Below are 20,913 nucleotides of genomic sequence, written 5' to 3' on the forward strand. Positions count from 1 at the left end.
ATATAGTTTTTAATGTTAGCTAGCAAACTAGATCCTTTTTTTAAACGCTTTGAAGAGTTAAATTCTCTTCTTAGCAGTTCTGATATACTCAACGATATCAGTAAAATGACTACACTCTCTAAAGAACAAAAAAATTTAGAACCTATCGTTTTAAAAGCTAAAGAGTATTTAAAAACTTTAGACAATATAGAAGAAAATAAAGCTTTGCTAAACGATCCAGAACTTGGGGAACTTGCAAAAGAAGAACTAAAAACTTTAGAAGAATCAAAACCGAAACTTGAAGAAGAGATTAAAATTTTACTTCTTCCTAAAGATCCCAATGATGAAAGAAATATTTTTCTTGAAATTCGTGCAGGCACAGGTGGCGATGAGGCATCTTTATTTGTGGGAGATCTTGTAAAAGCTTATGCAAGATATGCTGAAAATCGCGGCTATAAACTTGAGATTGTAAGCTCTAGTGAAGGAAGCGTAGGTGGATTTAAAGAAATCATCATGCTTGTTAAAGGAACAGGGGCTTATTCAAGACTTAAATATGAAGGTGGAACGCACCGTGTTCAAAGAGTTCCTCAAACAGAATCCCAAGGACGCGTGCATACTTCTGCTATCACCGTGGCAGTAATGCCAGAAGTTGATGATATAGAAATCGAAATCAATCCAAACGATCTTAAAGTTGATGTTATGCGATCTTCAGGACATGGTGGACAAAGTGTAAATACTACTGATTCAGCTGTTCGTATCACTCATATCCCTACAGGTATAGTTGTAGTCAATCAAGATGGAAAAAGCCAACACAAAAATAAAGAAAGTGCGATGAAAGTCCTAAAAGCAAGGCTTTATGAAATGCAAGAGAGTGAAAGACTAGCAAAAGAAAGTGAAGCAAGAAAATCACAAGTAGGAAGCGGAGATAGAAGCGAACGCATTCGCACTTACAATTTTCCACAAAATCGTATCAGCGATCATAGAATAAATCTTACTTTATATCGCTTAGATGCCATTATGCAAGATGGGCTTTTTGATGAAATCATAGAACCTTTAATCACTCATCATCAAGCCCAAGCTTTACAAGAACAAAATTTATAAGATTTTATATAAATTAATGCTTATGTAGGAATTTATGTGGATTTCCACTAGCACCTACATGTGCAACATTTCCATTTTCTATATCATAAGCTTGACCAAAACCTTTTACAAAGCGTCCTTTTTTAAATTCAAGCTTTACTAGATGAAAATCAAGCATCTTGCGTATAGTTTTAATGCCTCCTTCTCCTCCGGTTTGTTTTTCAAACTCATCATAAATTTGATCAAATCTTTCACCTCTCTCTAAAAAGCTTGCATTTACTCTATAGCGCAATCTTTTACGAAGTATAACAGAAACAGCTTTACTCTCATCCTCTAAAAACATTATTTCTATATTGTTTGGATTTACTTTGATGTTGTTAAAATGTTCACTTACTTCACTTATATAAATATAATTTCCCCATTGTGTGCTTACAAAAGGTGCATACGAGCAAACAACTTCTCCATTTGCATTTAAAGTTGCCAAAGCTACAGAATTAAAACTTAGCATAAATTCATTTAATTCTTTTTCTACACCACTAAAATTTTGCTCGCTCTTTGCACTCATGCAAAGGGATATTATAGCATCTTTAATCGTGTTTTCATCGGCTTTTTTAGGAAATTCCACTCGTAAATTTTCTTTATCATTGTAAACAAGATCTAAGCCATTAAAATCAACACTTTTTAGAAAAACATCTTGTACTTGCTCAATACCACCAAATTTTTTACAAAGATCGACTAAATTTGATTTATGATGATCATTCATATGAGAAATAATGCTTTCAAAATTCATTTTTATCCTTTCTTGATTTTAAAATAAAATATTAAAAAAAATGGTATCAATTATCAAATTAAAAAGCACTTAAAATATATAAATTATCTATTTTAACAAAAATTTATACTAGATTAAGTTAATAAAGGATAAATTTATTTCTAAATTATTATGATATAAATTATCATTATTTATTTTATTTAAGGAGTAAAATTTGCACCCAAATAAAAAAGCTTTTAAATTATCTTTATTTGCATTATTGCTAATAACTAATTTAAATGCACAAGAATCAAATAAAGCTATCAATCTACAAAAAGTTGTTGTTAGTACAACAGGTTTTGAACAAGATGCGGATTCAAATTTACGCAATGTAATCAGCATAGAAGGCAAAGATCTACAAAATAAAGGTTATGTTTCTTTAGAACAAGCCTTAGAAAGAATTTCGAGCATTAGTTTTGTAAATTTTGGACTTGGACGCAATATAGATATGCGTGGACAAGGAAATAAATCCAATATAGCTGTAAAAGTTATGATTGATGGGCATGCTATTAATGTTCTTGATAATTCCCATGGTGTAACCCCACTAGATAGTATCAATTTAGATAATGTAGAACGCATAGAAATCATACCTGGGGGTGGATCTGTGCTTTATGGAAGTGGTACTAGAGGTGGCGTGATTAATATCATTACAAAAAAACAAAAATCAGATGCTTTTGCTATAAATTTAAAAAGCAGTGCTTATGATCATGGTGGACTAGGTGGAAATTTAGGTATCAATGGTGCCAAACAAATAAATGAAAATTTAGCTTTTAGCTTTGATATACAAAGTTTTAACCTTGATGGATATCAAGAAGGTTATAATGAAAAAGGTTATTTTATCAACACAAAAACCTATATTGATATCAATGATAATAGCGATTTAACTTTGGGTTATAATTATTTTAAAAGCAAAAATACCAGCAGTGGCTATCTAACAAAAGCACAAGCTCAAAGCGATCCAACCCAAAAAGGTAAGAGTGATAATATCACACAAATCAATCGCCCTGAAATTTCTTTGGATTATCATTACTATTTTGATGATATATGGGAATTTAACCTAGAAGCTTTTTGGCAAAATCAAAAGATCAATTATCTAAAAGATGTTTCTACAATGAGCTACATGAATATGAGTTTTCCTGTATATCAAAATGGAAGTGGTTTTGAAGACACGCTTACAGGGATAAGTTTAAAAAACAAACTAAATTATGCAAATAATTCTTATTTTATTTTTGGTTATGAATTTGCAAACCATGATGCAAAAAGAAAGAGTTTGGTGTATTATAGCGTTCCAAGTGTCATAAATTATCACAGGATGACAACTTTAATAGATATGACTAAACAAAGCCATTCTATTTTTGCTCTTGATTCTCATAATTTTAATGAATTTTTTACTTTATCCAGTGGAGCTAGATATGAATTTAGCTCTTATAATACCGATAGATCTTATAGAAATGAAATGAGTATGAACGGAAGACCCCCATCACCTACTATCATAGACTCAACAACACTTTTTGATACCAATAAAAACGCCAATAATTTTGCTTTTGAAATCACTCCAAATTTTAAATACTCAGACACAGGAAAGCTTTATATCAAATACGAAAGAGGTTTTGTCTCTCCAAGTCCAGCACAATTTGTCAACAAGGATAAAAATTCACAAAAGTATTATTCTGCAAATTTAAATCCTGAGATCTTTGATACCTTTGAACTAGGTATTGATGATTTTTGGTGGGATTTTTACGGCTTTAATCTAACTTTATTTTACACCCTAAGCAAAGATGAAATTTCTTATCTTGGAAACCCTCATTCTACTAGTGGATCTTGGTGGAAATATTATAATATAGATCAAACTCGCCGTTTAGGAGTAGAATTAAGCCTGAGTCAAAATTTTTTAGATGATGATTTAATCTTTAGAGAAAGTCTAACTTATCTTGATGCTAAAATTTCTAAAGGTGTTAATGACGGCATGAGAATTCCTTATGTTTCAAAAATCAAAGCCACAGCTGGGCTTGAATACGCTTGGAATAAAAATTTCTCAAATTTTATTGATTTAACCTATTTTTCTAGAGCAAAAGATGGTGGAACTATAGATGAAAATACAGGAAAAATGTCTAAAAATTCTTGGATAAGGGATTATTTTTTAACAGATATTGGCATGAAATATAATTATAAAAAACTACAAATTTTAGCAGGAATTCGCAATCTTTTCGATAAAAGATACTACACCTATCAAGACAGTATAAATGATCAATACCTAGTTGGAAATGGCAGAAACTACTATGTTGAATTTAAATACGCATTCTAAAATTTTAGTGATTATAGGGCTTTTGGTAGCTTATATAATCGCTTCTTTTACAGCACTTTGCTTAGGAGATGAGAATTTAAATCCAAAAGAGCTTTTTTCATATATCTTTAGCCAAGATGAAATTTTAAGACAAATAATCATAGATGGACGCTTACCACGGATTATAATGGCGATTTTAATCGGTATGCTTTTAGCTAGTAGTGGGGCTATCACTCAAAATGTATTTTCAAATCCTATAGCTGATCCTTATATCATAGGTATAGCTTCTGCGGCAACCTTTGGAGCGGTTTTGGCGTATTTGTTAAAATTGAATGATTATTATTATGGAATTTTAGGTTTTGTTTGCTCTGCCTTTTTTGCCCTAGGAGTTTTTAAAATTTCTTCTAAAGCTTCTATAGCAACTTTACTCATTATCGGCATAGCAGCTTCATCTTTTTTAGGGGCTTTTACTTCTTTTTTCACTTATCTTATAGGCGAGGATTCTTTTAAAATAGTCGCTTGGCTTATGGGAAATATAGGCAATGCTTCTTGGTTTCGTGTGGGAATTTTAATCTTGCCTTTAATTTTTTGTTTGTTTTATTTTTACGCTCATAAAAACGAATTAAACATACTTTTAAGCGGAGATGATGAAGCTAGAAATCTAGGGGTAAATGCTCAAAAATTAAAGATAAATTTACTCATTGTCTCATCCTTAGCTGTATCTTTTGCGGTTGCTTTTAGCGGACTTATAGGCTTTGTTGGACTCATCATTCCTCATACTATAAGACTTTTGCTTAAAAATTATAATAATGCCTTAGTTATCCCTTTATGTACAGCATTTGGAGGATTATTTTTACTTATTTGTGATACTTTAGCAAGAACTCTTTTAGCTCCTGTGCAAATTCCGATTGGAATTTTAACTGCATTTTTTGGAGCTCCTATTTTTTTATACTTAGCTTTAAGCGCTAGGAGATTTTTATAATGCTAAAAATACATAATTTAAGCTTTGCTTATCACCAAAAAGATTTACTAAAAAATATTCATTTAGAACTTAAAAACCAAGCTTTTATAGGAATTTTAGGGCCAAATGGCTCAGGCAAAAGCACTCTTTTAAAACTTATACTTAAAAATTTAAGTCCAAATAAAGGAGTGATAAGTCTTTTTAACACAAATATCAAGGATTTTTCTCTTAAAGAATTTGCCAAAATTTGTGGCTTTGTGCCTCAAAAATCAGAATTAAACACCCCTTTAAAAGTCATCGATGTGCTTTTAATGAGTAAATATCCGAATTTAAAACACGCTTTTAGTTCTTATTCTAAAGAAGATATTTTAGAAATTAAAGAATTTGCTAAGGATTTAAGACTTGAAAATTTTCTAGAAAGAAGCATACTTTCTTTAAGCGGAGGTGAATTTCAAAGAATGCTTTTAGCAAGAGCTTTGCTTAAAAAGCCAAAAATTCTTTTTTTAGATGAACCCACTTCAGCCCTTGATTTAAACTATGCTATAGAGCTTTTAAACCTTTGCGAAAAACTAGTTAAAGAAAAAAATATAGCCGTTGTTGCTATCTTGCATGATTTAAATTTAGCTTCTATATTCTGCGATAAAATCCTTTTTTTAAAAGAAGGGGAGATAAAGTATTTTGGAACGAGCAAAGAGCTTTTTACTCAAGAAATTTTAAAAGAAATTTATGATTTAAACTGCGAGATTATTTATAAAAATTCTAAACCTTATATTTTAGCTTTAAAGGAGAAAAAATGAAAAAAATTTTAATTATTATGAGTTTGTTTTTAATCGCACTAAATGCAAAAGAACGCCTTGTAGTGCTTGATCCTGCAAGCATAGAAACCCTTTTTATGCTTAAGGCTGAAGATCAAATCGTAGGCATTGCTACTTTACAACACTCAAATATTTATCCTAAAGATCAAACCTCAAAACTTACAAGCGTAGGCACTTTTTCAAATCCTTCGCTTGAAAAAATAGTAGCATTAAAACCAAGTTTGGTGATTTTAAGCTCTTATTCTTTAAATTTAGAAGAAGGACTTAAAAATTTTGGTATCAAAAGTATCAATTTAAAAGCCGAGCGTTTAGAAGATATAACAAAAAATATCACAACCTTAGGCCAAATCACCAAAAAAGAAAAAGAAGCAGAGCTTTTAAAACAAGAATTTAACCAAAAATTTAAAAAATTAAGCGATAAACCCCTAAATAAAAGTGCGATTTATCTTTATTCTAGCAACCCTTTAATGGCCTTTAATGATAATTCTTTAATAGCTGATATTTTAAGACTTATAGGGATTAAAAATTTAAGCCCGCAAAGTCAAATTTCAAGACCTGTTATATCAGCAGAATACATACTGAAACAAAATCCAGACATACTCATTCTTGGAATTAATGCTAAAAACAATCTTTTAGATACAAATGCTTTATTGAAAAATACCAAAGCAGTTAAAACAGGAAGTATTTATTTTAACAAAGATACACCTATATTATTACGTCTTAGTCCTAAGATAATAGATAGAATTCAAGAATTTAAAACAAAGCTAGAAAATAACAATTTTTAATCACCCAATCTTGCTTTAAAAAATTCGCAAGTTTGACAAAGTTTTTCTATGCGTTTATCTTCTTCAAAAGCTTTTTTCATCATCTTTATACGCGGTGATCTAAAAAGCTTATCAAAGTTATTTTCAAAAACATTTCCCAAGTTAATATCTGCTTTAGTATCCAAACAGCAAGGCACCAAACTTCCATCACTTAAAATCCCAATTTGCTCTTTTAAAGCATGACATTTTCCTTTTTTATAAAGGGGTTCATCTTTTAAATTTGGCCATTTAAAAAGTTTATTTTGATGAAGCAAAATATGTCTTTGCAAGCGATTTTTACTTAAGTTTGCATCGATCTTAGCTTCAAATTCTTTGGCTAAAAACTCATAAATTTTTAAATTTGACTTAGGTGCTTTAAAATTAGCATCTAAATTCCAAAGTCTTAGATTGATAAAAGAAAGGCTTTTTTGCTCTAAATGCTTTTTGCAAAGTTCTAAAATAGGCTTAAAATACTGTTCTAAAGAAATTTTGCTTTGACTTAAAAAAGACATTAAAGAAATATTGATTTGATGGATATTCTCATACCCTAACAATAAAGCTTGATTTTTAGAATTTAGATAAAAGCCACTTGTAGTGATTTCAAGTTTCATAGCTTCATCTTTTGCGATTTTTAGATAATTTTCCAAATTAGGTAAAAGCAAAGGATCACCCAAAAGATGAAAGGTAAAAAGCTCAGCTTTATTAGAAATTTCATAAGCTAAGTTTTGAAATTTTTCTTCACTCATTACCCCGCGAATTCCTTTTTGAGAAGGACAAAAATCACATTTTAAACCACAAATATCGCTTAATTCTATATATATTTTTTTAAATTTCATTATATTTCCTAGAGTAAACATTTTACCAAAATTTATGAAATTTATTAAAATATGTAACATTTTTATCGATATTTTTATCTTTTTTATTTCTCTTCTTTATTTTTAAATATATTAAACAAAAATCACACTATACTTAAATAAAAATCTAAAATTAAGGAAGGGTTTATGCAAGAGCTTACTCGCACGAAAAAAATTCGCTCTATTATTGCTGCAAGTAGCGGAAATTTAGTAGAGTGGTTTGATTTTTATATCTATGCTTTTACAGCAACTTATTTTGCTCATACTTTTTCAACTTCAGATAATCCTGTTATCCAGCAAATCAATGCCTTTGGGGTTTTTGCAGCAGGATTTTTTATGCGTCCTATAGGCTCTTGGCTTTTTGGCTGATAAAGTAGGTCGTAAAAAATCTATGGTTATATCAGTGGTTTTAATGGCTTTAGGCTCTTTTATGATAGCAGCCTTACCAAGCAAAGATACAGTGGGCGATCTTGCTATTATCTTGCTTTTAATAGCAAGACTTATTCAAGGTCTTAGTGTAGGCGGGGAGTATGGCATAGCAGCTACTTATCTTTCAGAACTTGCTACGGAAGGAAAACGCGGTTTTTACTCATCTTTTCAGTATGTAACCCTAATAGGTGGTCAACTTTTGGCCGTTGCAAGCATTAGTATAATGTTTTTATTTTTTAGCATTGATGATATGAAAGATTATGCTTGGAGAATACTTTTTGTAATAGGCGGAATTTTAGCACTAGGCTCGCTTTTTGTAAGAAAAATGATGAATGAAAGTGCTACAAAACTTCACCAGCATGAAGATCGTGGTACTTTAAAGGCATTATGCAAATCTTGGAAACCTTTTTTAATGGTACTTGGGGTTACCTCTGGAGGTTCTTTAGCTTTTTACACCATTACAACTTATACTAAAACTTTTATGGAAAATACGGGTATGGATAAAATGCTTGTTAATAATCTTTTCTTAGGTGCTTTATTTATACTAATGATCATTCAACCTCTTTTTGGATATATAGGAGATAAAATAGGTCACAAACGATCTTTAATTGTATTTTGTATTTTGGCATTGGTAGGAATTTATCCTATTTTTTCACTTATAGCCAATAACGCACAAAATAATCCTTCTTTGACATTTATGTTGGTGGTATTATTGTTTGTTATTTTAAGTTTTTATACTTCAGTTGCTGGGATTTTTAAAGCAAAACTTTTTCCTGAACATGTAAGAGCTTTAGGGACAGGTTTAGGTTATGCTATTTCAAATGCTGTTTTTGGAGGATCTGCTCCTTGGGTTGCTTTACAATTTAAAAATGCAGGTATAGAAAATGGCTTTTTTATATATATAGCTATTTTTACAATCATCATGCTTATAGCTACTTTATGTTTGCCTAAAAAATCAGAGCTTAATTAATTTTAACGCTTTTAAAGAAAGTGCCGAAAGTGCGGTACTTTCTAACTCTTTTAAGGTTTTAAATTCATAATTTTTATTTTCATTGTTTAAAATTTGATGATAAACCTTGATATTAAGTTTATACTTAGTATAGTTGTGCTTAAACTCCCCTACAAAACCCATATCTTTAGAAAGTTTATACTCTCCTTCTTTAAAAAAAGGAAAATTATACATACCCTTATAAAGCTTATCTTGGCTTTTCTGTATCGCAAATTTTTTATTAAATTCAAACAAAAAAAGATTTAAATTTAAACTCTCATAAAGTATTTTTTTAGCTCTTGGATAAAGCTCTGTATGAAATTTGCCTTGACAAAAATCATACAAAGGACAAATCCCACACTTTGCATTTTTACCCACACAAACCAAAGCCCCTATATCAAGCAAAGCTTGGTTGTGATCAAAGGCATGATTTAAATTTAAAAGCTCTTTAGCTCTTTTTTCAAGTTCTTTCATGCTAGGATTTTCTAAAGCAAAAAGACGAGAAAGCACACGGCGTATATTGCCATCAACAAAAGAAACCTTTTGATCGTAGCCAAAACAAGCTATAGCGCCTGCTGTATAAGCTCCTATACCGCTTAATTTTTTTAGATCCTCAACTTCTTTAGGTAATTTAGCCCCAAACTTATCCACGCATTCTAAAGCTGCCTTTTTTAAATTTCTAGCACGAGTGTAATAACCAAGTCCTTGCCAAGCCTTTAAAAGCTCGTCTTCATTAGCATTAGCCAAACTTTCTAAAGTAGGAAATTTTTGCAAAAAGGGGAAATAAAACTTTTCTAAAACTGATTTAACTTGAGTTTGCTGAAGCATAATTTCGCTGATATAAACCCCATAAGCTCTATCAATATGCTTTAAACTTTCATCACAATTTTGACTTTGTAAATTACGCCAAGGCAAAGTTTTGCGTCCATTTTTTTCATACCAAAGAAGTAAATTTTCTTGTAGTTTTTCAAGCTCTTTTTTTTGCATAAATGAGAGTATAACAAAAAATTTTAAAATTTTTTGCTAAAATTAGCTCAAATTAAATTATTAAGGATATCCATGTTAGCTTTTTTTAAAGGTTTAGGTGTAGGTTTTTTATGTTTATTACTTTTTGTTGCAGGAGTAGTTTTTAATGTAGAATTTTTAGGCAAAAAAGACTCTAATCATGATTTATATTTTTCAAGAAATATAGAAGTAAGCAATACGCTAAAACCCGATATTTTATATGCAAATATTAATTTTTGGGCAAATGAAAATTTAAGTTCAAAAATTACATTAGACAATAGTGAAAAAGCTGAAATCACAAATACTTTCAATCAAATTTTAGAACGCTCAAAAAAAGAAAATTTTTGTAGCGGAGGAAGTTTTTCTTTAGAGCCTAATTTTTCCTATAAAGATGGTATACAAACTCCAAAAGGTCAAAGATTTGATGCGAATTTAGAATGTGAATTTAAAGAAAACCAACTTGCAGATTTTAACAAGCTTTTAAATGACATCAATTCTATCATAGCTAAAAATAATTTCATCAGCGTTTCAACACCAGCCATACAAACAAAATTTTCAAAAGATACACTAAACAACAACAAAGAAAATCTCTACAAAGAGCTTTTAAAAACATCATACGAATATGAAAAAACTTACTCTTTAGATCTTAATAAAACTTGTGTATTGAAAAATTTACAAGTAAATGCCAATACCAATATCGCACCTAGAATGTTAAATGCAAAATCTGACAATATAGAACTTTCATCTCCAATTATCAGCGAAAAAGAACAAATTTTAAGCGCGAAAGCTTTATTTATTTGCAAATAACTTAAGGCAAAATAAACTCCTTTTAAGTTTATTTTGCTATACTTTTATCTTCAATTCTTTCAGAAATTTATGCGGGAATAGCTCAGGGGTAGAGCACAACCTTGCCAAGGTTGGGGTCGCGAGTTCGAATCTCGTTTCCCGCTCCATAATCACCCGCCCGGGTGGTGGAATTGGTAGACACAAGGGACTTAAAATCCCTCGGAATTTTTCTTCCGTGCCGGTTCAAGTCCGGCCTCGGGCACCACTTTTTCAACATTATCAGGGCGACATAGCCAAGCGGTAAGGCATGGGCCTGCAAAGCCTTGATCTCCGGTTCGAATCCGGATGTCGCCTCCAAAAGGCAAAACTTTACTTTATCGGGAGATGGCTGAGTGGTCGAAAGCGGCGGTCTTGAAAACCGTTGAGGGTCACACCTCCAGGGGTTCGAATCCCTTTCTCCCGGCCACCAAAACTTTCTAGTTTATCAAGCTTATATCATTCCTAATTTAAAGGATACTACAAATGAAAAATAATACTTCAATCTTACTATTTTCGTTATATCCTAAAAAACTTAAAAAAACTATGGCTAATATAATTAAAAATAAGAAATACAAATGGAAAATTTAGAATTTGTTATCTTAAAACAAAAATATAAAATTTTAAAAATATGTCAAATTTTAAAATATAAGGTAGGCAAATGAAAGAATTTTATATGAATTTAGCCTTAAATGAGGCTTGGAAATATCAGTTTTTAACCTATCCAAATCCGGCTGTAGGCTGTGTAATCTTAGATAAAAATGAAAAAATTTTAGCCATAAAAGCTCATGAAAAAGCTGGATTAGCTCATGCGGAACTTAATGCCATAGCTCATGCTTTTAAAAGCTTAAGACCTGAAATTTCATTGCCCAAAGAAGCAAACGCCTTGCATGAGTTTATTTGCAAAAACCATCAAGGTGTATTTAAAGATAGCATAGCTTTTGTCACACTTGAGCCTTGCTCTCATCAAGGAAAAACGCCTCCTTGTGCAAAACTCTTTAGCGAGCTAGGTTTTAAAAAAATTTTCATCAGCGTTAAAGATGGAAATAAAATCGCAAGTGGTGGGGCTGAATTTTTAAAAAAACAAGGCATAGAGGTTGAATTTGACATACTTAAAGAAGAAGGAAAAAAACTTTTAAAACCTTTTTTAAAATGGCAAAAAGGGCAATTTAAACTTTTTAAATTAGCCCTTTCTATGAATGGCTCGCCTTTTGGCAAAATCGTAAGCAATGAGCTAAGTCGCACTTATGCACATAAAATTAGAGCGGTGATTGATTTGCTTGTAGTCGGTGGAGAAACCATAAGAAAAGATCACCCTATACTAGATGCTAGGCTTTGCAAAGCAAAAGCGCCTAATCTTTGTATCTTAAGCCGTCAAAATATAGATAATTTTGATAAAAATATCCCTTTATTTAAAGTTCCAAACCGCCAAATTTATACCCAAATTCCAAGTGAAGCTAAATTTTTAATGTATGAGGGTGGAGAAAATTTTCTCAAAACCTTTAAAGATGAAATAGATATGTTTTTGATTTTCCAAAGTTCAAGTTTAAATGATGAAAAAAATGTTACAATACCTTTAAATTTCAAGCCACTTTATAGGAATTTTTTAGGGAGTGATACTTATGGCATTTATGAACTTTAGTGGATTTTTTTATGCGAGAAATGATTTAAGATTATTTAAAATAGAAAAGAAAAATGAATTAAAATCCTTTTTTTACAAAGACTACACCTTATCAAGCTACAAAGATGCTTTAAATTTAAATAATGAAATCTTTTTTTATCAAAGTTTAAAAGAAGGCTTATTTAAGGAAAATGATGAAATTTTAGTTTCAAATTTGGGTAAAAAGATCATACTTTTTAGAAATTTCACTCAAAATTGCGATAATTTTAATGAGACAAAATTAAAACAAATATTGCTTTTATTTTTTTTGTTATTAGCGAGTGTATTTTTTGCAAGTTTGGCTATGATTAATGAATTTGGAGCCATAGATCTTCTTTTTTTAATGATTTGCTTATTGCTTTTAGTGATGGGAGTAATCAATCTTGGCTTGCTTTTTAAGCAAATTCGCATTCTTAAAAGTTTTTCCAAAGAAGAAATGAAAGAATTTTTAAGTCAAAGAATGAAAAAATACACTAAAGTGTAAAAACACTTTAGCATACTGTTTTTAAATTTGTAGCAAGACCACCTAAAGAAGTTTCTTTATATTTATAATTCATATCTTTTCCTGTTTCATACATGGTTTCTATAACCTCATCAAGGCTTACCATAGGAGTGGATTTGCGTGTCATTGCCATTCTAGCAGCACTTATGGCCTTAATGGCTCCAAAGGCATTTCTTTCTATGCAAGGAATTTGCACAAGTCCTGCAACTGGATCGCAAGTTAGACCTAGATGATGTTCCATTGCCATTTCAGCAGCATTACATGCTTTAAAAGCATTAGCTCCTAAAACTGTTGCCATAGCCGCAGCTGCCATAGAACTAGCACTACCAATTTCTGCTTGACAACCTGCTTCTGCTCCGCTAATACTTGCATTTTTCTTATAAAAAGAACCTATAAGCATTGCTGTTAATAAAAACTCTATAACCTTTTCATCACTAAAACCTATAGTATGATTTTTAAGATAAAGCATAACAGCAGGGATAACAGCACATGCTCCATTTGTTGGTGCGGTTACGACTTTTGCTCCGCTAGCATTTTCTTCAGCAATCGCAATAGCATATAAAGAAATAAAATCGATAATACCCATAGGATCAGCTGTCATCGCTACTCTTTCTTTAAGTCCTTTAGCTCTACGCTTTAAATGAAGTTTTCCAGGCAAATAATCTTCATTCGGGTGCGTACCATTATAATACACTTCTTGCATCACTTCCCAAATTTCAAGACAATAAGCACAAATTTCCTCTTTAGTATGAAATTGCAATTCATAACGATAAGAAAGCTCTGCCAAATCCCAATCTCTTTTATCGCAAAGCTCTAAAGCTTCTTTAGCGTTATTAAGCTCTATATCTAGTTTTTTCTTTTTATTTTGGTTAGAATTTTTACCTTTTTTTTCTAATTCCGCAGCTGTTAAAACAAAGCCTCCACCTACAGAATAATAAGTTTCCTCATCAACTAACCCACCTTTACAATCATAAGCTTTAATTTTCATACCATTCTCATGTAAAGGTAAAAAATCTTTAGAAAATATCAAATCTTTTTCATAATTAAAACTAAGTTTTTTCTCGCCACAAAAATCAATTTGAGCATTTTCAATAGCATTTTTATTTACTTCATCTTGTATTGCCGCACTTAAATTTTTAGCTTCTAAGCCATTTAACCCCCAAATCACAGCCTTATCACTCAAGTGTCCTTTGCCTGTTAACGACAAAGAACCATAAAGAGTAACCTCAACTCTATCAATTTCATCAAGCTTTTTAGCAACTTTTTTACAAAATAAATTTCCAGCAAGCATAGGCCCTAAAGTATGAGAAGAAGAAGGGCCAACACCTATTTTAAAAATGCTTAAATTACTCATTTTTTATCCTTAATTTATAAAAGATCATGAATTGCAGCAGAAATTGCAACTATCCCCATTACCAAAACAAAAAGATCTAAAAATTTATTACGAAACCTTGCCAAAATATCAAAACGATAAATACAATAAAGCGGCATTAAGAAAAGCAAAATAGCCAAAACAGGACCACCAATAGCCTCGATAATTCCTATAACACTTGGATTTTTATACGCAACAAGCCACGCGATAGCAAAGGTAATGATCGCTGTTAAAGTTTGAGCGAATTTACCTTGAATTCTACCATTACTTGCTTTATATAAAATACCATTTAAGCCTTCTTGAGAACCAAGATAATGCCCTAAGAAACTTTTGCTAATAGCCACAAGTGCAACAATAGGTCCAACATAAGCTAGTAAAGAAACTTCAGGAAATTTATTTGCTATAAAAGTAAGAATATTGATATTTTGATCTTTTGCTGATGCAAAATCTTCTGGTGTAAAGGTTAAAGCACAAGAAAAAACAAAAAACATTACAACAAAAACCATAAGAATAATTGCCAAAGAAATAATTTTTCTAGCGCGAGGTTCAGCATAACCATCATATTCTTTTTTACAATAACAAGCAAGTGAAGAAATGATAGGAGAGTGATTAAAACTAAATACCATCACAGGAATAACAAGCCATAAAGTAACCCAAAAATTACTTGTTGAAATTACGGAAAAATCAACATTTGCAAATAACGATAAATTCCATTGTGGAATTAAAAGCAATGAAAAAATAAATAAAAATATAATAAAAGGAAAAACAAGAAAACTCATTGCTTTTGTTACAACATTTTCACCAAGAATAGAAATCAAAACCAAAACTCCAACAATCAAAAAACTCACCCACCAACGAGCAGCATGAGTAAGATCTGCATTGAAATTGAACTGATTGATTAAGAACTCAAGCAAAGTTGTTGTAAGATTAGCACTATAAACCAATAAAATAGGCAAAATAGCAAAAAAATACAAAAGTGTAATTAAAAATCCACCGCCCTTGCCAAAATAACTTTCTGCAACAAAAGTAATATCATCTTTTGGATTAGAACTTGAAAGCACAAAGCGACATAAATTTCTATGAGCTAAGTAAGTCATAGGAAAAGCTAAAACAAGTATAACTAACAAAGGTATCAATCCACCAAGCCCAGCACTAATAGGCAACAAAAGTACGCCGGCTCCAATAGCTGTTCCAAAAAGAGATAAAACCCACCTTGTATCGTGACTAGTCCATTTAGGAGTATTCATTATTCTTCCTTAAATTTAAGATTACATCTCTTTTATTTTAGCAAAATATTTATAAATAATTATTTTTTAAAAAAAATATTTTAAATCTTATGTAACATTTTGTAAATTTAATTTTATAAAAAAACAATCACTTGTATCAATACAGTATTATTTTAAAACTAAATATATTTTGAGTTTTGCAATCAAAAAATAAAAATTTGGAAGACTATGCTTCCAAATTTTTGCATCAAATTTTCTAAGGGAGTTAAATTTTCAAAAATTAATCTAATTTTTGACCTAGGATATTTCCTTGCATATCTGTATAAACTTCCATATTGTTATTAAACTTAAATTTATAACCATTAATTTCTTTGTCTACTTCAAGAATTTGAGCATTTGGTTGAGTTGCACTCACTTTTTTCATAACATTAGGTAAGATAGTATGTGGCAAAGCCTTATATTTTCCATCAACTTCTTTCCACTCTCCATTGATCATAAAATCAATTTCAGTTCCATCATTTAAAATCACATCATAAGAATCTATATCTTTTTTCACCAAACCAATTTGAGCGGTTTTAAAATTTTTAGAAATAAATTCTTTGGCATTATTTGGAAGTTCGCTAGCAGGAACAACCATATCTTTAGCTAAAAGCACCGTAGTACCCAACAAAGCAAGTAAAGTTAGTTTTGCTTTCATAATTTCTCCTTTTTTTCTTGGTTGGCGAAAGTTTAACTCAAAACTGTGAAGTGAATGTGAAACTTAAAAAATAATTTTCAAGCTTTCATTCTCAACACTTATACCTTGACTTTTTATAAATTTTATTTCTTTTCCATCTTCAAATTTTAAAATATCTTTATCTTTTAGATTAATATCATAAGTTAAAATATGCAAAACAATATCATAAATACAAAAGAAAAGTTCTTTTTCTTCTATGTTTAAATCACAAACTTCAAGTTCTAATTTATCAAAATTTCTAAGCCCATAAGTATAAGCATTAACTCCATTTTCACTAGGATAAACACTAACATATATCCAATTATATACCGGCAAGCGATTATCATCTAACATTTTTGCATTTTCTATATAAAAACTGGGCTCTAAAACAACTGCACCTGTATAAAAACCTAAAGCATGTTTATTTTCCAAACATAAAGCTGCAATTTTCGTAAACATTTTAGCTTGTTCTAATTTGCTTTGATCTTGACTTAGCACCGCTATAAGAAGATGAGCTTTATGTTTTTTAGTTTGCTCTAAGGCATCTTTCCACATAAAATTAAAATTTGCATAGTATTCTGCTTCGTGATTAGGTATAGGATTTTTAATCAAATTTAGAGTAACTAACATATTTTCATATGAAAAAATCACGCCCTCTTTGGTAAAATTTTCATCAGCTATTTTTATATTAAATTTATCTTCTAAAATGCTTTTTAACTCCGAAAAATTAAAATCAACTTCATCAAGAAGAACAAAAGAGGTAAAATTGTGATTTAATTCTATAGTCATGTTAAACCCTATTAAATTTTTATAAATTATAACCTAATAAAAATAAATACTATAAACAAGAATTTCTTAAAAATTATGATAATTGATATTAATTATAAATTTATTTTTTATACAGTATAATCTTTTAAAATTTATAAGTATATTTTTGGAGAAAAATATGGAATTTTTAAAAGATTACATCGATTTAATTATCTTTTTAATTCTAGGAATTATGGCATTTATAGCTTTTTGGTGTGTTGTAGAAAGAATGCTATTTTTTAGAAAAATTAACTTTAAAAATTATGAGAATCAAGAGCAATTTGATGATGCGATTAGTGAAAATTTAACCACTATATATATCATCTATTCCAATGCCCCTTATATAGGACTTTTAGGCACTGTAATAGGCATCATGGTTACATTTTACGAAATGGGCTTGGCGGGCAATATAGATGTCAAATCTATAATCGTGGGGCTTTCTTTAGCTCTTAAAGCTACAGCCTTAGGACTTTTGGTTGCTATTCCTGCTTTAATGGCTTATAATGCCTTACTTAGAAAAGTTTCCCTCTTAAGCAATGCTTATAAGGCAAATAAAAATGCTTAAACTACCAAAAAATGAAGGTTTAAATATAGTCCCATTTATAGACATTATGCTTGTTTTGCTTGCTATAGTGCTTAGTATTTCAACCTTTATTGCGCATGGAAAAATTCAAATCTCACTTCCTTCAAGTGAAAATGCTACCAATATAAGCAATAATGAAAAAAAACTTCTTATAACCATAGACGAAAAAAATACTTTTTATTTAAATGATAAATTAGCTGATTTAAATGAAGTTCAAAATGCTATTTTTTCACTTGATAAAAAAACCATAGTAGAACTAAAAAGCGATAAAAATGCTAAATTTGAAAGCTTTGTAAAAATTATAGATTTTTTAAAAGCCAAAGAACATGAAAATTTTCAGATTCTTACTGAGAAAAACAAATGAAAACTTTATTTTTAAATTATAAATACCAAGCTTCTTATATAACTTTTATAGTCTTTATACCTTTGCTTTTTGTCATTTTTTACTCAAATGACTTTTTTAAAATGGAAATTAAAAATGAAGATTCTTTTTCTTTAGCAATAAAACAATTTACCCAAACTAATCCAACAAATGAGACCAAACCAACAGAATCCATTATAGAACCTATCAAACCAAAACCTCAGCCAAAAGTTATTAAAAAAACTCCTGAAAAAATGCAAAAAAAAGATAAAAAAAACACCTCCACACCCAATACCAAATAAAACCCCAATAGCACCAACTCAAGAAGTTAAAACTTTTGCAAAAACAACTGATACAAATGTCAAACCTAAGATCACTCAATTAACACAAGGAAAAGATAATCACCCTGTATTAAAAGAAATCCAAAAAGCTATACAACAAGCACAATTTTATCCAAGGCAAGCAAAAAAAATGCGTATGCAAGGAACTGTAAAAGTAGAATTTTTATGGAAAGAAAACAAAACTTTAGCAGATTTAAAAATCATAGAAAGCTCAGGATATGATTTATTAGATAAAAGTGCTTTAGAAAGCATAAGAAAAGCTTCTTTAAATTTTCCATACTATAACGGGGATTTAAGAATTACACTACCTATTATATATGATTTTAAAACCCTAAGAGGGTAAAATTATAATTTGCTACACTCTCTTATCTACAATTTGTGCTTCTTGATTTTCAATTTTATTTTGAAAATCTTTACTTAAATTCTGACTTAATTCTTGCAAAGATTTTTGCTTCAGTTTTTCAAATTCTTCAGGATTGCTAGCCTCAAGCTTTGCCTGCTCATCAGCACTTAAAGCATTTAAACCTTTTTCTTGGGCTTTTTGAAGCAAATCTTCGTCTTCTTTTTCTTTGATATTATTTTCCTTATCATCTTTTTTATTGATTTTTTGCGGATCTATGGTTTTCATAGCATTAGCTCCACCACCTGATGCTTCTTTAATGTCGCTTAAAATTTCTCTCATGCTAGGTTCTTTAACATCACTATCATCAACTTTACCATCTTTATTTACATCTTTATCAATAAAAAAATTTAATTTTTCTTCTATATTTGCATCATCAGATATTTTTTCATCACTTGTTTTAAAGCCTAAATTTTGCATACTTTGTTGAAGGGTACTTGTATTAAAATTTAATTTTACACTTTGTTGTTTATTATTTAAATTTGAATTTAAAGAACCAAAATTATCTTTTACACTTTCAAACCAATTTGAAACAAATTGATTTACTTCGCCATTAAGCCTTATACTACCATCATTTCTAGCAACATAATTCATATAAGAACCGAAATTTTTTTGTAAACTACTATAATTTTCATCGCTTAAATTTAAAGCTATAAGTTCACCTTGCTTATTTTCAAAAATAACCTTAACACCATCGCTATTTAAACTCGAAAGATCTTGCACGGGAATTTTATCTTGATCTTCTTTTTTTAATACGCTAAGCTCTTTTTTATCAACATTATTAGTTAAAGAATGGGTTAAACTAGCAGAAGTATCGATTTTCATTATTTATCCTTTTTTACATTTTGCAAATAAACCTAAACGACACATTTTTCTCTCATGTGAATTTTTTAAAGAATTACACTTTTTAAGTTCTTGCTCGTAGTTAGCACAAGAATTTGCAAAAGCAAAAGAACTCAAAATGCTTAAAACCAAAATTATTTTTAACATTTTCCAATCCTTATTTTAAAGATTTTTTAGTTAAAATTATACCTTTTATAATCGACAAAATCTTAAAAAACTTTATAATCTCAGAAAGGAATCAATGAAAGCATTAGCTCTTTTTAGCGGTGGGCTTGATAGTATGCTTGCAATGAAACTCATCACTGCACAAGGCATAGAAGTTAAAGCTCTAAATATCAACATAGGTTTTGGAAGCACAAGTGATAAAAGCGAAATCATGAAAAAGCGTGCGGCAATGGTAGGTGCAGATTTTGAAATGATAGATGTAAGAAATTCCTATCTTCAAGAAGTGCTTTTTAATCCACAATATGGCTATGGCAAACATTTTAATCCTTGTATAGATTGTCATGCTTTTATGTTTAAAACTGCTCTTGCTATGTTAAAAGAAGAAAATGCAAGTTTTATCATCACAGGAGAAGTTTTAGGACAACGCCCTATGAGTCAAAGAAGTGATGCAATGGCAAAGGTTAAAAAACTTGCTCTTGATGAAGAAGATTTAATCTTGCGTCCTATGTGTGCAAAAAACCTACCTCTAACCAAACCTGAAAGAGAAGGTTGGGTAGATAGAGAAAAACTCGAAGGTATTATTGGAAGAAGTCGTAAAAGACAACTTGAACTTGCAGCTAAATTTGGCTTAGAAGACTTTGAAAGCCCAGGTGGAGGTTGTTTGCTAACTCTTGATAGTTTTGCTAAAAAAATTCGAGATTTCATAGAATTTGACAAAGATATGCAGGTTAATGACGCACAACTTTTAAAATATGGTCGTCATTTAAGATTACCCAATGGAGCTAAAATGATCATAGGTAGAAATGAACTTGAAAATACTCTTTTAAAAGGTTTAAAAACTCCTAAATATGAAGCAATAGAAATTGGGGATTTAATCGGAGCTTACTCTTTGGTAGATGAAAAAATTTCAGAAAAAGACTTAGAACTTGCCTTAAAAATAGCCCTTACCTATACTAAACACGAAGTAGGAAAAAGCTATGAACTTAAATTTAAAAATCAAGCTTATACAAGTATAGCTTTTGAAAATAAGGCTGATATTAATCAATTTTTTATTAGTTAAAGTATAAAGTATTTAGCAAAACAAGCGATATAGTATTTGAATCTTTTCAA

The 20,913-nt window shown here is 30.1% G+C and carries 20 protein-coding genes, 4 tRNA genes and 2 pseudogenes; 17 read left to right on the forward strand and 9 right to left on the reverse strand.

The window, feature by feature from the left end:
- The first annotated feature begins 12 nt into the window (after nucleotides 1-12).
- On the forward strand, nucleotides 13-1,080 hold the full coding sequence (gene prfA / locus FBF11_RS07760) for a peptide chain release factor 1 (protein ID WP_057096999.1): 1,068 nt from the start codon (nucleotides 13-15) through the stop codon (nucleotides 1,078-1,080).
- 13 nt (nucleotides 1,081-1,093) lie between these two features.
- On the opposite strand, the gene FBF11_RS07765 is transcribed toward prfA, so the two are convergent.
- Nucleotides 1,094-1,849, reverse strand: a complete 756-nt coding sequence (locus FBF11_RS07765) for a HugZ family heme oxygenase (protein WP_002851503.1) — start codon at nucleotides 1,847-1,849, stop codon at nucleotides 1,094-1,096.
- Nucleotides 1,850-2,042: 193 nt separating this feature from the next.
- Here FBF11_RS07765 and FBF11_RS07770 point away from each other — a divergent pair, with 193 nt between their 5' ends.
- From FBF11_RS07770 to FBF11_RS07785, 4 genes are read left to right on the forward strand one after another with little or no spacing between them, the layout of a single operon-like run.
- Nucleotides 2,043-4,172 (forward strand): TonB-dependent receptor, encoded by a 2,130-nt coding sequence (locus tag FBF11_RS07770; RefSeq protein WP_057096997.1) that lies wholly within the window; start codon nucleotides 2,043-2,045, stop codon nucleotides 4,170-4,172.
- On the forward strand, nucleotides 4,147-5,133 hold the full coding sequence (locus FBF11_RS07775) for an iron ABC transporter permease (RefSeq protein WP_002851460.1): 987 nt from the start codon (nucleotides 4,147-4,149) through the stop codon (nucleotides 5,131-5,133). Before FBF11_RS07770 ends, FBF11_RS07775 begins: the two co-directional genes overlap by 26 nt.
- A complete protein-coding gene (locus FBF11_RS07780) occupies nucleotides 5,133-5,909 on the forward strand; it encodes an ABC transporter ATP-binding protein (RefSeq protein ID WP_002851136.1) in 777 nt (258 codons plus the stop codon). The genes FBF11_RS07775 and FBF11_RS07780 overlap by 1 nt, the downstream gene beginning before the upstream one ends.
- Nucleotides 5,906-6,712 (forward strand): ABC transporter substrate-binding protein, encoded by an 807-nt coding sequence (locus FBF11_RS07785; RefSeq protein WP_002851399.1) that lies wholly within the window; start codon nucleotides 5,906-5,908, stop codon nucleotides 6,710-6,712. The genes FBF11_RS07780 and FBF11_RS07785 overlap by 4 nt, the downstream gene beginning before the upstream one ends.
- On the opposite strand, the gene FBF11_RS07790 is transcribed toward FBF11_RS07785, so the two are convergent.
- Entirely contained in the window at nucleotides 6,709-7,566 is an 858-nt protein-coding gene (locus FBF11_RS07790; protein ID WP_002851158.1) for a radical SAM/SPASM domain-containing protein, read from the reverse strand. The genes FBF11_RS07785 and FBF11_RS07790 overlap by 4 nt on opposite strands.
- A gap of 165 nt (nucleotides 7,567-7,731) precedes the next feature.
- On the opposite strand from FBF11_RS07790, the pseudogene FBF11_RS07795 reads away from it, so the two are divergent.
- Nucleotides 7,732-8,983: pseudogene (locus FBF11_RS07795) on the forward strand (MFS transporter).
- Here FBF11_RS07795 and mutY read toward each other — a convergent pair.
- Complete coding sequence (gene mutY, locus FBF11_RS07800) at nucleotides 8,969-9,988, reverse strand: A/G-specific adenine glycosylase (RefSeq protein WP_002874087.1); 1,020 nt, start codon at nucleotides 9,986-9,988, stop codon at nucleotides 8,969-8,971. The pseudogene FBF11_RS07795 and the gene mutY sit on opposite strands and share 15 nt — an antisense overlap.
- A 72-nt stretch (nucleotides 9,989-10,060) precedes the next feature.
- On the opposite strand from mutY, the gene FBF11_RS07805 reads away from it, so the two are divergent.
- From FBF11_RS07805 to FBF11_RS07835, 7 genes are all read left to right on the forward strand, one after another.
- Nucleotides 10,061-10,813 (forward strand): hypothetical protein, encoded by a 753-nt coding sequence (locus FBF11_RS07805; RefSeq protein ID WP_002867562.1) that lies wholly within the window; start codon nucleotides 10,061-10,063, stop codon nucleotides 10,811-10,813.
- Nucleotides 10,814-10,884: 71 nt separating this feature from the next.
- A tRNA-Gly gene (locus FBF11_RS07810) sits at nucleotides 10,885-10,959 on the forward strand.
- A gap of 9 nt (nucleotides 10,960-10,968) precedes the next feature.
- Nucleotides 10,969-11,057: transfer RNA gene (locus FBF11_RS07815), tRNA-Leu, on the forward strand.
- An 18-nt stretch (nucleotides 11,058-11,075) separates the two neighbouring features.
- Nucleotides 11,076-11,149, forward strand: a tRNA-Cys gene (locus tag FBF11_RS07820).
- A gap of 21 nt (nucleotides 11,150-11,170) precedes the next feature.
- Nucleotides 11,171-11,258: transfer RNA gene (locus FBF11_RS07825), tRNA-Ser, on the forward strand.
- A gap of 231 nt (nucleotides 11,259-11,489) precedes the next feature.
- Nucleotides 11,490-12,470, forward strand: a complete 981-nt coding sequence (gene ribD, locus FBF11_RS07830; RefSeq protein WP_002870340.1) for a bifunctional diaminohydroxyphosphoribosylaminopyrimidine deaminase/5-amino-6-(5-phosphoribosylamino)uracil reductase RibD — start codon at nucleotides 11,490-11,492, stop codon at nucleotides 12,468-12,470.
- Nucleotides 12,451-12,972: a hypothetical protein gene (locus tag FBF11_RS07835; protein WP_057042305.1), complete on the forward strand. Its 522-nt coding sequence runs from the start codon at nucleotides 12,451-12,453 to the stop codon at nucleotides 12,970-12,972. Before ribD ends, FBF11_RS07835 begins: the two co-directional genes overlap by 20 nt.
- Before the next feature lie 7 nt (nucleotides 12,973-12,979).
- Here FBF11_RS07835 and FBF11_RS07840 read toward each other — a convergent pair whose 3' ends face one another.
- The 4 genes from FBF11_RS07840 to FBF11_RS07855 all read right to left on the reverse strand — a co-directional run bounded on the left by FBF11_RS07840 (nucleotide 12,980) and on the right by FBF11_RS07855 (nucleotide 17,092).
- A complete protein-coding gene (locus tag FBF11_RS07840; RefSeq protein WP_002851484.1) occupies nucleotides 12,980-14,344 on the reverse strand; it encodes an L-serine ammonia-lyase in 1,365 nt (454 codons plus the stop codon).
- A gap of 14 nt (nucleotides 14,345-14,358) precedes the next feature.
- Nucleotides 14,359-15,609, reverse strand: coding sequence for a hypothetical protein (locus FBF11_RS07845; protein WP_057096995.1), 1,251 nt, complete (start codon nucleotides 15,607-15,609; stop codon nucleotides 14,359-14,361).
- Between the two features lie 259 nt (nucleotides 15,610-15,868).
- Nucleotides 15,869-16,285 carry a PepSY-like domain-containing protein gene (locus tag FBF11_RS07850; RefSeq protein ID WP_002843383.1) on the reverse strand — a complete coding sequence of 139 codons (417 nt, stop codon included), beginning with the start codon at nucleotides 16,283-16,285 and terminating at the stop codon, nucleotides 15,869-15,871.
- A 63-nt stretch (nucleotides 16,286-16,348) separates the two neighbouring features.
- The gene (locus FBF11_RS07855; RefSeq protein WP_002858965.1) at nucleotides 16,349-17,092 is read right to left on the reverse strand and encodes a DUF4261 domain-containing protein; all 744 of its coding nucleotides are present in this window, start codon (nucleotides 17,090-17,092) and stop codon (nucleotides 16,349-16,351) included.
- 157 nt (nucleotides 17,093-17,249) lie between these two features.
- Between FBF11_RS07855 and exbB the strand changes: the two genes are divergently transcribed.
- From exbB to FBF11_RS07870, 3 genes and pseudogenes are all read left to right on the forward strand, one after another.
- Nucleotides 17,250-17,675 carry a TonB-system energizer ExbB gene (exbB, locus tag FBF11_RS07860; protein WP_002871878.1) on the forward strand — a complete coding sequence of 142 codons (426 nt, stop codon included), beginning with the start codon at nucleotides 17,250-17,252 and terminating at the stop codon, nucleotides 17,673-17,675.
- Complete coding sequence (exbD, locus tag FBF11_RS07865) at nucleotides 17,668-18,057, forward strand: TonB system transport protein ExbD (RefSeq protein WP_002851470.1); 390 nt, start codon at nucleotides 17,668-17,670, stop codon at nucleotides 18,055-18,057. The genes exbB and exbD overlap by 8 nt, the downstream gene beginning before the upstream one ends.
- Nucleotides 18,054-18,738, forward strand: a pseudogene (locus FBF11_RS07870) (energy transducer TonB). Before exbD ends, FBF11_RS07870 begins: the two are co-directional and overlap by 4 nt.
- A 12-nt stretch (nucleotides 18,739-18,750) precedes the next feature.
- On the opposite strand, the gene FBF11_RS07875 reads toward FBF11_RS07870, so the two are convergent.
- Both FBF11_RS07875 and FBF11_RS07880 read right to left on the reverse strand, forming a co-directional pair.
- On the reverse strand, nucleotides 18,751-19,620 hold the full coding sequence (locus tag FBF11_RS07875; protein ID WP_168977486.1) for a hypothetical protein: 870 nt from the start codon (nucleotides 19,618-19,620) through the stop codon (nucleotides 18,751-18,753).
- Nucleotides 19,621-19,623: 3 nt separating this feature from the next.
- Nucleotides 19,624-19,785 (reverse strand): hypothetical protein, encoded by a 162-nt coding sequence (locus FBF11_RS07880; protein WP_002778908.1) that lies wholly within the window; start codon nucleotides 19,783-19,785, stop codon nucleotides 19,624-19,626.
- A 94-nt stretch (nucleotides 19,786-19,879) separates the two neighbouring features.
- Between FBF11_RS07880 and FBF11_RS07885 the strand changes: the two genes are divergently transcribed.
- Nucleotides 19,880-20,863 (forward strand): MnmA/TRMU family protein, encoded by a 984-nt coding sequence (locus FBF11_RS07885; protein WP_002851386.1) that lies wholly within the window; start codon nucleotides 19,880-19,882, stop codon nucleotides 20,861-20,863.
- Nucleotides 20,864-20,913: the final 50 nt, after the last annotated feature.

Source organism: Campylobacter sp. CFSAN093224 (genome assembly GCF_012897395.1).
GTDB lineage: Bacteria > Campylobacterota > Campylobacteria > Campylobacterales > Campylobacteraceae > Campylobacter_D > Campylobacter_D jejuni.

What these genes read in the sequence shown, in the direction of transcription:
- mutY (WP_002874087.1), bottom strand. Translation starts at nt 9,988, where the DNA reads ATGCAAAAAAAAGAGCTTGAAAAACTACAAGAAAATTTACTTCTTTGG.
- FBF11_RS07880 (WP_002778908.1), bottom strand. Translation starts at nt 19,785, where the DNA reads ATGTTAAAAATAATTTTGGTTTTAAGCATTTTGAGTTCTTTTGCTTTT.
- FBF11_RS07845 (WP_057096995.1), bottom strand. Translation starts at nt 15,609, where the DNA reads ATGAATACTCCTAAATGGACTAGTCACGATACAAGGTGGGTTTTATCT.
- FBF11_RS07775 (WP_002851460.1), top strand. Translation starts at nt 4,147, where the DNA reads ATGTTGAATTTAAATACGCATTCTAAAATTTTAGTGATTATAGGGCTT.
- ribD (WP_002870340.1), top strand. Translation starts at nt 11,490, where the DNA reads ATGAAAGAATTTTATATGAATTTAGCCTTAAATGAGGCTTGGAAATAT.
- FBF11_RS07850 (WP_002843383.1), bottom strand. Translation starts at nt 16,285, where the DNA reads ATGAAAGCAAAACTAACTTTACTTGCTTTGTTGGGTACTACGGTGCTT.
- FBF11_RS07875 (WP_168977486.1), bottom strand. Translation starts at nt 19,620, where the DNA reads ATGAAAATCGATACTTCTGCTAGTTTAACCCATTCTTTAACTAATAAT.
- FBF11_RS07885 (WP_002851386.1), top strand. Translation starts at nt 19,880, where the DNA reads ATGAAAGCATTAGCTCTTTTTAGCGGTGGGCTTGATAGTATGCTTGCA.
- FBF11_RS07835 (WP_057042305.1), top strand. Translation starts at nt 12,451, where the DNA reads ATGGCATTTATGAACTTTAGTGGATTTTTTTATGCGAGAAATGATTTA.
- FBF11_RS07765 (WP_002851503.1), bottom strand. Translation starts at nt 1,849, where the DNA reads ATGAATTTTGAAAGCATTATTTCTCATATGAATGATCATCATAAATCA.
- exbB (WP_002871878.1), top strand. Translation starts at nt 17,250, where the DNA reads ATGGAATTTTTAAAAGATTACATCGATTTAATTATCTTTTTAATTCTA.
- prfA (WP_057096999.1), top strand. Translation starts at nt 13, where the DNA reads ATGTTAGCTAGCAAACTAGATCCTTTTTTTAAACGCTTTGAAGAGTTA.
- FBF11_RS07805 (WP_002867562.1), top strand. Translation starts at nt 10,061, where the DNA reads ATGTTAGCTTTTTTTAAAGGTTTAGGTGTAGGTTTTTTATGTTTATTA.
- FBF11_RS07790 (WP_002851158.1), bottom strand. Translation starts at nt 7,566, where the DNA reads ATGAAATTTAAAAAAATATATATAGAATTAAGCGATATTTGTGGTTTA.
- FBF11_RS07785 (WP_002851399.1), top strand. Translation starts at nt 5,906, where the DNA reads ATGAAAAAAATTTTAATTATTATGAGTTTGTTTTTAATCGCACTAAAT.
- FBF11_RS07780 (WP_002851136.1), top strand. Translation starts at nt 5,133, where the DNA reads ATGCTAAAAATACATAATTTAAGCTTTGCTTATCACCAAAAAGATTTA.
- FBF11_RS07840 (WP_002851484.1), bottom strand. Translation starts at nt 14,344, where the DNA reads ATGAGTAATTTAAGCATTTTTAAAATAGGTGTTGGCCCTTCTTCTTCT.
- exbD (WP_002851470.1), top strand. Translation starts at nt 17,668, where the DNA reads ATGCTTAAACTACCAAAAAATGAAGGTTTAAATATAGTCCCATTTATA.
- FBF11_RS07855 (WP_002858965.1), bottom strand. Translation starts at nt 17,092, where the DNA reads ATGACTATAGAATTAAATCACAATTTTACCTCTTTTGTTCTTCTTGAT.